A 9,570-nucleotide genomic window follows, 5' to 3' on the forward strand; every position below is an offset into this window, starting at 1 on the left:
ACCTGCTCGCGGTAGCCGTGGGCGTCCTCGATCATGCGCTGCGCCTGGCCCCGCGCCTCGGGGATAATACCGTTGGCATAGGACTGCGCTTCGTTGATCAACCGCTCCTGGTCTTCGCGCGCCTTGATGACATCATCGTAGGCCGCCTTGACTTCGGTCGGCGGTTTGGCTTCCTGAATATTGATCTTGCGAACCAGAATCCCGGTGCCGTAGTTGTCCAGATACTGTTGCAGGCGCAGCTTCACTTCGTCGGCAATCTTTCCGCGACCGGTGGAAACCACCTCATCCAGCTTGCTGCTGCCGACCACGTGGCGCAGGGCGCTGTCGGTGGCGTGGCGAAGACTGGCTTCGGGACTCTTCACATTGAGCACAAAGGCCTTCACATCGCTGATGTTGTACTGCACCGTCAGTGGCAGTTCGACGATGTTCTCATCCTCAGTCAGCATCTGGCCGCGGGAAGAATACTGCCGCTCCTCTGTCACGCGCACCTGATAGACCCGGTCAATCAACAGCGGCCGCCAATTCAGGCCGGGGCCGACGGTGTCCAGGTATTTACCCAGTCGCAGGACGACGGCTTTTTCCTTTTCATCCACCTGGTAGAAGCCAAACAGCCCCCAGCCGACAATCAACACCGCCACCACGATGGCCAGCAGGTTATTGCCGGAGCCGCTTCTGCCGCCACCGGTGCCGCCGAAAATCTTGTCGAAACGGGCGCGCAGCTTGTTCAGCGCCTCATCCAGATCGGGCGGGCCATCACCACCGCTGTTGCCCCCCCAGGGGTCCTTGCCACCGCCGGGCTCATTCCAAGCCATAATTTTCTCCGAGATGTCGCGCGTTATAAAACGGCTGCTGATTGTACCAATCCAGCCTACAAATACTACGTTTTACGTACTGATTCGACCAAAACAACCAGGCCCTCAACTCGCCCCAAACGGGCAGCGTTCGCCATCAGGTTGGCGACGCTGACTGATCAGGCAATTTTTCGACCGGAAGCAGACTGACTACGCAGCTGCTCCACGGACAGATTCTCTGACTTCAGGAGCCGCAGAAAATCGGCCTTCGGCATGGTGATTTCCATCCTCAGCCCGCCATCCTCTGCCTGGGACTCCGACACGACCGCGTTATTGCCGTACAGCAACGCGCGCAGTCGCCCCATGCTGGGCGGCAGCAGCAACGTTTCGTGAACCGTTTCATTGGCCAGCAACTCGGCCAGAGCTTGCAACAACAACTCACAGCCGGCTCCCGTCTGGGCCGACAACCAGACGGCAATGGGCAGTCCCTGATCATTGCGCTCCAAGCGCGGCTCGGGGTGTTCGAGAAGATCGATCTTGTTGAAAACCATCAGGGTCGGCAATTCCAGGGCGCCGATCTCCGCCAACACCTCGTTCACCCGACTGATGTTGACAGACCGCTCGTCACTGTTTGCATCCACCACGTGCAGCAACAATGAAGCGCTGGCCGCCTCTTCAAGGGTGGCGCGAAAGGCCTCCACCAGTTTGTGCGGGAGGTGGCTGATAAACCCCACCGTATCGGCCAGGATCACCGGCCCGACGTCATCCAGCTCAACCCGACGCATGGTGGGATCGAGGGTGGCAAACAGCTGGTCGGCGGCATAGACATCGGCATCGGTGAGCCGATTAAACAGTGTGGATTTTCCGGCGTTGGTATAGCCCACCAGCGACAGGGTGGGCAGGTCGGCGCGCTGCCGGGAACGGCGCCCCTGATCCCGCTGCCGGCGCACTTTTTCAAGGCGCTTCTGAATCGATTTGATGCGCGCGCGCAACAGCCGGCGGTCCGTTTCCAGCTGGGTTTCACCCGGGCCCCGCAGACCGATACCCCCCTTCTGCCGCTCCAGGTGGGTCCAGCCGCGCACCAGTCGTGTCGACATGTGCTGCAACTGGGCCAGTTCCACCTGTAACTTACCTTCGTGGGTGCGGGCGCGCTGGGCAAAAATATCGAGAATCAGCCCGGTGCGGTCAAGCACCCGGCATTTCAGGACACTTTCCAGGTTGCGCTCCTGGCTGGGAGAGAGGTTGTGATTGAAAATCACCAGCTCGGCACAGGCTTCCTGCACCAGATCGGACAACTCTGCAAGTTTGCCCGTGCCGACAAAGTATTTTGGATGCGGGGCGTTGCGCTGCCCTGAAATCAGGGCAACCGGATCGCCACCAGCGGAAAGTACCAGCTCTTCGAACTCCCGGGGATCTTCCGGTTCGTCTTCGCTGCCAAGGTTCAAATGAACCAGTACGGCTAACTCACCGGACTCGGGACGGTCAAAAAACAATCAGTACCTCTGCAGTTATTCGCCAGCGTCCATCATGTCGTCCGGGCCACCGGGAGTAGCCATAGGCAGGCGTACCGGGCGAGAGGGAACAACAGTGGAAATAGCGTGCTTGTATACCATCTGGCTGACAGTATTTTTCAGCAGCACCACAAACTGGTCGAAAGACTCGATCTGGCCCTGCAATTTAATGCCATTTACCAGAAAGATAGAGACGGGAATACGTTCTTTGCGCAAGACGTTCAGAAAAGGGTCTTGTAGATTATGCCCTTTTGACATTAGAGCTCTCCTCAATATAAAGGAACAAAATAAACCGCCGTAAAAACAAGTAATTACATATTCGGGTACGGCGAAGCCATCAATCTAGACAGGCCCGCCATCATACTCTCGGGCCTATCCCTTGTATATGGGTTCATTTTCGAGAATTTTCAAGCAATGCGCAGCAATCTCTTGAAAATTAATTGACTGGCCAGTCACATTATCAATAAAAAGTTCATGCAAATCCGGCCAGCCGCGCAGCCATGTGAGCTGCCGTTTCGCCAGTTGACGCGTGGCGGCCAGCGCCATCGCCACCATCTGGGTCGCGTCGACCTCCCCTTCCAGGTATTGCCACATCTGGCGGTATCCCACCGCGCGCATCGCCGGCAGATCGGCGTGGAGATCGCCGCGACGGTGGAGCGCTCTCACCTCCTCCTCAAAGCCCTGCGCCAACATCTGCTTGAAACGCTGCTCGATACGCTGGTGCAGTACCCCCCGGTGATGCGGCAACAGGGCAAGCTGGACAGCCCGATAATCGCCGTTGAGGGAGCCGATATCGCTGCCGCCCTCGCGCTGCTCGCGCTTGAAGCGCGACAACGGCTTGCCGGTGCTGCGGTAAACCTCCAGCGCCCGCTGGATGCGCTGGGAATGATTGGGGTGCAGTTCGGCGGCGGTTTCCGGGTCGACCTCGGCCAATTGCCGGTGCAGCCAGGGCCAGCCTTTCTCCAGCGCCTCCCGTTCTATCGCCGCGCGCACTCCCGGATCGGCAGAGGGCATGTCTGCCAAACCGTCCAACAGCGCCTTGAAATACATCATGGTGCCGCCCACCAGCAGGGGAACGCGCCCGGCGGCGGTGATTTCGACCATGGCCTGGCGGGCATCGCGCACAAATTCCGCTGCGGAGTAGGGTTCCGCCGGGTCGCGAATATCGACCAGCCGGTGGGGTACCGCGGCAAGTAGTTCGGGGGAGGGCTTGGCCGCGCCGATATCCATGCCCCGATAGACCAGTGCCGAGTCGACACTGATCAACTCCACCGGCAAATGCTGGCGCAGGGCAATGGCCAGATCAGTCTTGCCGGCAGCCGTGGGGCCCATCAGGAAAATGGCCGGGGGCAACGGTTCAGCGCTCACCATCAGCTCCGAAGGCAAAAGGCAATACCTGTGAAATGTCGCCCAGTTGCAGCCATTGCAACAGCAGGCGATCCACCCCCAGCGCCACGCCGGCGCAATCGGGCAAGCCCGCGGACAAGGCGGCCAGCAAATGCCGGTCCGCGGGCACATCGGGGTTGCCCATGGCCTTGCGCTGCGCCCGATCGGCATCAAAGCGGCTTGCCTGCTCCACCGGGTCGGTCAACTCGAAGTAGCCGTTGGCAAGCTCCATGCGGTGGAGGAACGCCTCAAAACGCCGCGCCACCTGATTGCCCTGGGCATCGCGGTCCAACCGCGCCAGTGCCGCCTGGCAGGCGGGATAATCGTGTACCAGCACCAGGCCGTCCGGCAATGAAGGCTCCACCGCCAGGCTGAAAATCAGATCCAGGCAGGTACTGCGCCCCTCGCCGGCAAACGAACCGCCGGACAGTGCTGACGCCTTTTGCTGGATGACCGCCAAAGGTGCGTTGTGCGGGTCCAGCCCAATCACCTGCTGGAACAGCTCGCCATAGCTGTACTGATGGGTAGCCCAGCCAAGCTCCAGGCCCGTCACCAGTGACGCCAGTTCCACCATCAACTGATGTTCGTCCCAACCGACCCGATACCACTCCAGCAGGGTGAATTCGGGGTTGTGGCGACGCCCTGCCTCGCCGTCCCTGAACGCGCGACCGAGGCAGTAGATGCTGCCGCTACCCGCCGCCAGCAGGCGTTTCATGTAGTATTCGGGAGAGCTCTGCAGGTATTGCACCCGGCCGTTGACGCAGGTTTGCAGGCAGTCGATGTGCGGGTCGGTGACCCCCGCAGCGGCGAGCACCGGAACATCCACTTCCTGGACACCAGCGGCCTCAAAGAAGGCGCGAACATAGGACAGTAACCGGGCGCGCTGCGCCAGGATATCGAGGGTTGCCGTTGGTTGCCAGTCCACCATTCTCTGCCTACTCACCTGTAAAATAGCCCGACGAACAAAGTAAAAAGGGTGGCCTCAGCCACCCTTAGCGATCCCGCACATCCTTGCGCCGCGAACGTCGCGCCGAACAAGTTATGCCCGGCTCAGGTATTCCCCGGTACGGGTATCCACACGCACCCTGTCGCCAATGTTGAGGAACAGCGGCACTTTGACCACCGCGCCGGTAGCGAGGGTCGCCGGCTTGGTGCCCCCCTGGGCGGTATCGCCCTTCAGGCCCGGATCGGTCTCGACAATCTCCAGCTCCACATGGTTCGGCGGGGTGACCGACAGCGGTGCGCCGTTGTAGAGGGTCACAATCACGGTGTCCTGCTCTTTCAGCCACTGGGCGGCATCGCCAACAACCTTGGCATCCGCCTGGTGCTGCTCATACGTATCCGGCTCCATGAAGTGCCAAAACTCGCCGTCGTTGTAGAGGTATTGCATATCGCGATCCGCCACGTCGGCGCCTTCCAGGGAATCCCCCGACTTGAAGGTGCGCTCCCAGACACGACCGGATTTCAGGTTGCGCAGGCGCACCCGATTAAATGCCTGCCCCTTGCCGGGTTTGACAAATTCGTTCTCCACGATGGAGCAGGGATCGCCATCCAGCATGACTTTCAGACCGGAGCGAAATTCGTTGGTAGAATAGATAGCCATTATTGCCTCAACACTCGGTAAGTACTTCCTTAAAAAGAGCGCGCTATGATAACCGGTTCTGCCACAACTGTGGATAGTCTGAGCTGGCAAGAACAACTTGCCGCCAGTATTCGCGATCCCAATCAGCTTCTGCAGCTGCTGGAACTCGACCCAGAACTGCTTGACGGCGCGCTCGCCGGCCACGGCGATTTTCCGTTGCGGGTGCCCCTCGCCTACCTGCAACGCATTGAGCGAGGCAACCTGAACGACCCGCTACTGCGCCAGGTGCTGCCCCTGGGCACCGAGTTGCTGGCCACCCCCGGCTACAGCAGCGACCCCCTTGAAGAACAGAATGCCAACCCGGTGCCCGGCCTGGTTCACAAATACCACGGCCGGGTGCTGCTGATTGTCAGCCCCAATTGCGCCATCAACTGCCGCTACTGCTTTCGCCGCCATTTCCCCTATGCAGACAACAAACCGGGGCGGGGGGAATGGCAAGGGGCGCTCGACTATATCGCCCGCGACCACTCCATTACCGAGGTGATTTTCAGCGGCGGCGACCCGCTGGCCGCCAGTGACCGGCAACTCCAGTGGCTGGTCGCGCAACTGGAGTCGATATCCCACCTGAAACGGTTGCGCATCCACACCCGCCTGCCGGTGGTCATACCCGACCGCATTACCGAACACTGCCTGCAATGGTTGGCGGATAGCCGCTTCCTCACCACCATGGTGATTCACAGCAACCATGCCAACGAGCTGGACCCGCACGTGGACAACGCCCTGCAACGCCTCAGAAAAGCCGGTATCACCCTGTTAAACCAGGCCGTGCTGCTGGCGGGCATTAATGATTCGGCCGAGGTACTGGCTCGCCTCTCCGAGCGGTTATTTGAATGCGGTGTGCTGCCCTACTACCTGCATCAGCTGGATCGCATCAGCGGCGCCGCACATTTTGCCGTATCGGATCAGGACGCCCGACAGCTACACCAACAGCTGATGGCCACCCTGCCCGGCTATCTGGTACCAAAACTGGTGCGCGAAATCCCGGCTGTTCCCTACAAGGTGCCACTGGGCTGAACCCGAGGCACGACCTGTTTTGTGATCTGCCGCACGGAAACGGGCGCCCCGCGCGCCCTCCCCAGCTGCGCGGGGCGGCAATACAGCCGGGCTGCTGTGATGTGGCCACCGCATTACTCTATAATGGCCCACTAGCAACGACCAGATATTGAGGAACCAACCCGAGATGGCATCAGACAACGCCCTGAAACTGCTTCTGGTTCACGACAGTTTTGAAGAAGCCAACCGTATTGTCAGTTTGCTGAGAAATGCCAATTATCGGGCCGAGTCGAAACATGTGGACCAGGAAGAAGTCCTGTCCAAACTGCTGCAGGACAAACCCTGGGATTTGATCATCGGCCAGATCAGCGGCGCGAACACCCCGGCAAAAGCTATTTTTGCCCTGTTGCGCCGACTCAACAGCGACACCCCGGTGATCCTGATTTCCGAGGAGTACAATCCCCGGCATATCGTCGAGGGTCTGCGCCTGGGCGCCGCTGACGTGATCCCCATGGATGAGGACCAGCACCTGCTGCTGGTCGTTGCCCGCACGCTCTACAACCTGGAACAGCGCCGTCGACTGAGACAGTGCCGCCGCCGCTATGCGGAATCGGAAAGCCGCTGTGACCGCTTGCTCAGTTCTTCGGTTGATGCCATTGCCATTATCCAGGAAGGCACCTACCTGTTTGCCAATGACAGCTATGCACAGCTGTTTGGCCACCTCGACAGCAACAGCATGATTTGCCTGCCGGTGATTGACACCATTGCCCATGAAGACCAAGTCCGCCTCAAGGAATACCTGCGCCCCATTGAAGAGGATGAGGAGGTCTACGCCGAACACCTGACCTTCACCGGCATCACCAATGACCAGATTCCCGTACCCATCGAGGCCCGCATTGCCAAAGTGGATTACCAGGGCGAACCCGCACTGGAATTCCTGATCAGTCGCGAATTCCTCGATGGCAACAGCAACAGTCTCGAAAGGTCGCTTGCCGAAAATGGTCCAGCGATCAGCATCCAGCGAGACAAGGTTATCGAGATCATCAACACCGCCATCCGCCAGGCTGCACAGAAACACAACAGCTCGATCATGCTGTACATCACCCTGGACAATTATCTCAACACCTTGGCGGAAATTGGCATTCAAAACACCGAACAGCTGGTCACCCAACTGGTGGAAAAAATCCGCGCTGAAAACCCGGAGGACTACCCCTTCAAGCGTTTCAAGGAAGACACGTTTGTGATGATCATGCCAAACACCGGTACCGACGCCGGCCTGCACTACGCCACGCACCTCTGCGAAAGTGTCGCCGCCAGTATCTTCGAGCCGGATGATCGCACCTATACCCTGACCCTGGGCATCGGCGCCTCGGTGGTCAGTGAAACCGTGGCCACCGCCGAAGGCTGTATCGACCGGGCACTCGCCGCGCTCAACGAGCTCTACGAAGCCAATGACGGCGCCTTCGCCAATGGTGCCAAACTCTACGAATCAGAACTCGGACACGAATTCTGCGAAGAGGATCTGGAGGATTCCGCCAGAGCCATGCTGGAAGGCAAGCAATTCGAATTGTTCTACCAGCCGGTGATTCCGCTGCAGGGGACCCAGGAAGAGTTTTACGAAGTACTGCTGCACACCAGGGAAGGGCCGAAGACGGCAGCGCTGCCAGAAAACTTTATTGCCAAGGCCTTCAAAACCCCGGTGGCGGGGGATATCGACCGCTGGGTCATACTGGAAGCCTTCAAGAGCCTGACCGAAACCCTGAAAACCGCGCCGAACGTGCGGCTGTTCATCAACATCAGCAGCCAGACCATCTGCGATGATAGCTTTATTGCCTGGCTGAAGGTCGCCCTCAGGGCATCCAACCTGTCTCCCCGTCAGGTCATCTTCCAGCTGCGCGAAATCGATGTGGCCCGACAGTTCCACCGCTCGGTGGAACTGATTGACGAGCTGAGTAAAATCAACGGCGATGTCGCCCTGTCCCATTTCGGACTGGCCATTGAACCCATGACGCTATTGCAAAAACTGTCCGTCAACTACGTCAAATTCGACAGCGTCATTATCGAGAAGGCCTACCAGAGCGAGGAGAGCCACGCGGAAGTTGAAGACCTGATAGGACTACTGAAAGCCGAGGATGAAAAGATTATCGTACCCTTTGTGGAGCGCGCCGACATGATCCCCACCCTGTGGACCTGCGGGGTCCACTATATCCAGGGACATTTCCTGCAGCCGCCCTCGCGCCAAATGGACTACGACTTCAACAGCGAGGACTGAGCCGCAACGATTCCGGCAACTCACTCCGGCCAGAACAGGGTGTCCCGGTCGCTCAGCCCCATCAGGTAGAGGATGCCGTCCAGCCCCAGCTTGGAGATAGACTGTTTGGCATTGGCCTTCACCAGCGGCTTGGCCCGGAAGGCGATCCCCAAACCGGCAATACTCAGCATCGGCAGGTCATTGGCCCCGTCGCCCACCGCGATCACCTGCTCCAGGCAGACCCCTTCCCGGGCGGCGATTTCAATCAATAGACGGGCCTTGCGCTGGCCGTCCACCACTTCGCCGGTCACCCTGCCGGTGACCTTGCCGTCGACAATTTCCAGCTGGTTGGCGTAGACATAGTCAATGCCCAGCTTTTGCTGGATATGGCGACCAAAATAATCAAAGCCACCGGAGAGGATGGCGGTCTTGTAGCCCAGCCGCCGCAGGGTGGCCATCAGCAATTCAGCCCCTTCCGTCAGGCGCAATCGGACAGCGACCTGCTCCAGCACCGACTCGTCCAGCCCGCGCAACAGTGCCATGCGGCGGGCAAAGCTCTCTTTGAAATCCAGCTCGCCGCGCATGGCCGCTTCGGTGATGGCCGAAACCTGATCACCGACACCGGCCTCCCTGGCCAGTTCGTCGATCACTTCGGCCTCGATCAGGGTCGAATCCATATCGAACACCACCAGGCGACGATTGCGGCGGTAGATATTGTCTTCCTGATAGGCGACGTCGATATCGAGCTCGGAAGACAATTCCAGCAATGAAGTGCGCAGTGCCGCCAAATCGCCGGGCACCCCGCGCAGGGAAAACTCCACACAGGCCTTGGTATTGGCCTCAATATGTTCCAGCGGCACCCGGCCGGAGAGCCGGGTGATCTTGTCGATATTCAATCCCTGCGCCACGGTCACCGCCGTCACCCGGGCAATGTGGTGGGCCGTCACCCGGCGGGCCAGCAGGGTCACGATATGGCGCGGCTTGCCCTGCTGGGCA

At 59.5% G+C, this 9,570-nt stretch carries 9 protein-coding genes; 2 read left to right on the plus strand and 7 right to left on the minus strand.

Going from position 1 to position 9,570, the window contains the following annotated elements; translation table 11 throughout:
- The 6 genes from hflK to efp form a co-directional block, all read right to left on the minus strand.
- On the minus strand, window positions 1-812 hold an 812-nt coding region (gene hflK, locus ABY948_RS08835; protein ID WP_461482167.1), incomplete at its 3' end, for an FtsH protease activity modulator HflK.
- Between the two features lie 158 nt (window positions 813-970).
- Window positions 971-2,284 carry a ribosome rescue GTPase HflX gene (gene hflX / locus ABY948_RS08840; protein WP_461482168.1) on the minus strand — a complete coding sequence of 438 codons (1,314 nt, stop codon included), beginning with the start codon at window positions 2,282-2,284 and terminating at the stop codon, window positions 971-973.
- A gap of 15 nt (window positions 2,285-2,299) precedes the next feature.
- Entirely contained in the window at window positions 2,300-2,560 is a 261-nt protein-coding gene (gene hfq / locus ABY948_RS08845) for an RNA chaperone Hfq (protein ID WP_461482169.1), read from the minus strand.
- A gap of 114 nt (window positions 2,561-2,674) precedes the next feature.
- Window positions 2,675-3,673 carry a tRNA (adenosine(37)-N6)-dimethylallyltransferase MiaA gene (gene miaA / locus ABY948_RS08850; protein WP_461482175.1) on the minus strand — a complete coding sequence of 333 codons (999 nt, stop codon included), beginning with the start codon at window positions 3,671-3,673 and terminating at the stop codon, window positions 2,675-2,677.
- Complete coding sequence (gene epmA / locus ABY948_RS08855; RefSeq protein WP_461482170.1) at window positions 3,660-4,631, minus strand: EF-P lysine aminoacylase EpmA; 972 nt, start codon at window positions 4,629-4,631, stop codon at window positions 3,660-3,662. The genes miaA and epmA overlap by 14 nt, the downstream gene beginning before the upstream one ends.
- A gap of 96 nt (window positions 4,632-4,727) precedes the next feature.
- Window positions 4,728-5,291, minus strand: a complete 564-nt coding sequence (gene efp, locus ABY948_RS08860) for an elongation factor P (protein WP_461482171.1) — start codon at window positions 5,289-5,291, stop codon at window positions 4,728-4,730.
- 45 nt (window positions 5,292-5,336) lie between these two features.
- Between efp and epmB the strand changes: the two genes are divergently transcribed.
- Together epmB and ABY948_RS08870 are read left to right on the plus strand one after the other, a co-directional pair.
- On the plus strand, window positions 5,337-6,344 hold the full coding sequence (gene epmB, locus ABY948_RS08865) for an EF-P beta-lysylation protein EpmB (RefSeq protein ID WP_461482172.1): 1,008 nt from the start codon (window positions 5,337-5,339) through the stop codon (window positions 6,342-6,344).
- Between the two features lie 166 nt (window positions 6,345-6,510).
- Window positions 6,511-8,595, plus strand: a complete 2,085-nt coding sequence (locus tag ABY948_RS08870; protein WP_461482173.1) for an EAL domain-containing protein — start codon at window positions 6,511-6,513, stop codon at window positions 8,593-8,595.
- A gap of 20 nt (window positions 8,596-8,615) precedes the next feature.
- On the opposite strand, the gene serB is transcribed toward ABY948_RS08870, so the two are convergent.
- On the minus strand, window positions 8,616-9,570 hold a 955-nt coding region (gene serB, locus ABY948_RS08875), incomplete at its 5' end, for a phosphoserine phosphatase SerB (RefSeq protein ID WP_461482174.1).

It is taken from the genome of Porticoccus sp. (genome assembly GCF_041592135.1).
GTDB lineage: Bacteria > Pseudomonadota > Gammaproteobacteria > Pseudomonadales > Porticoccaceae > Porticoccus.

Bases quoted from the DNA above. Each gene is read 5' to 3' on its own strand.
- efp (WP_461482171.1), bottom strand. From the start codon at position 5,291: ATGGCTATCTATTCTACCAACGAATTTCGCTCCGGTCTGAAAGTCATG.
- hfq (WP_461482169.1), bottom strand. From the start codon at position 2,560: ATGTCAAAAGGGCATAATCTACAAGACCCTTTTCTGAACGTCTTGCGC.
- miaA (WP_461482175.1), bottom strand. From the start codon at position 3,673: ATGGTGAGCGCTGAACCGTTGCCCCCGGCCATTTTCCTGATGGGCCCC.
- epmB (WP_461482172.1), top strand. From the start codon at position 5,337: ATGATAACCGGTTCTGCCACAACTGTGGATAGTCTGAGCTGGCAAGAA.
- ABY948_RS08870 (WP_461482173.1), top strand. From the start codon at position 6,511: ATGGCATCAGACAACGCCCTGAAACTGCTTCTGGTTCACGACAGTTTT.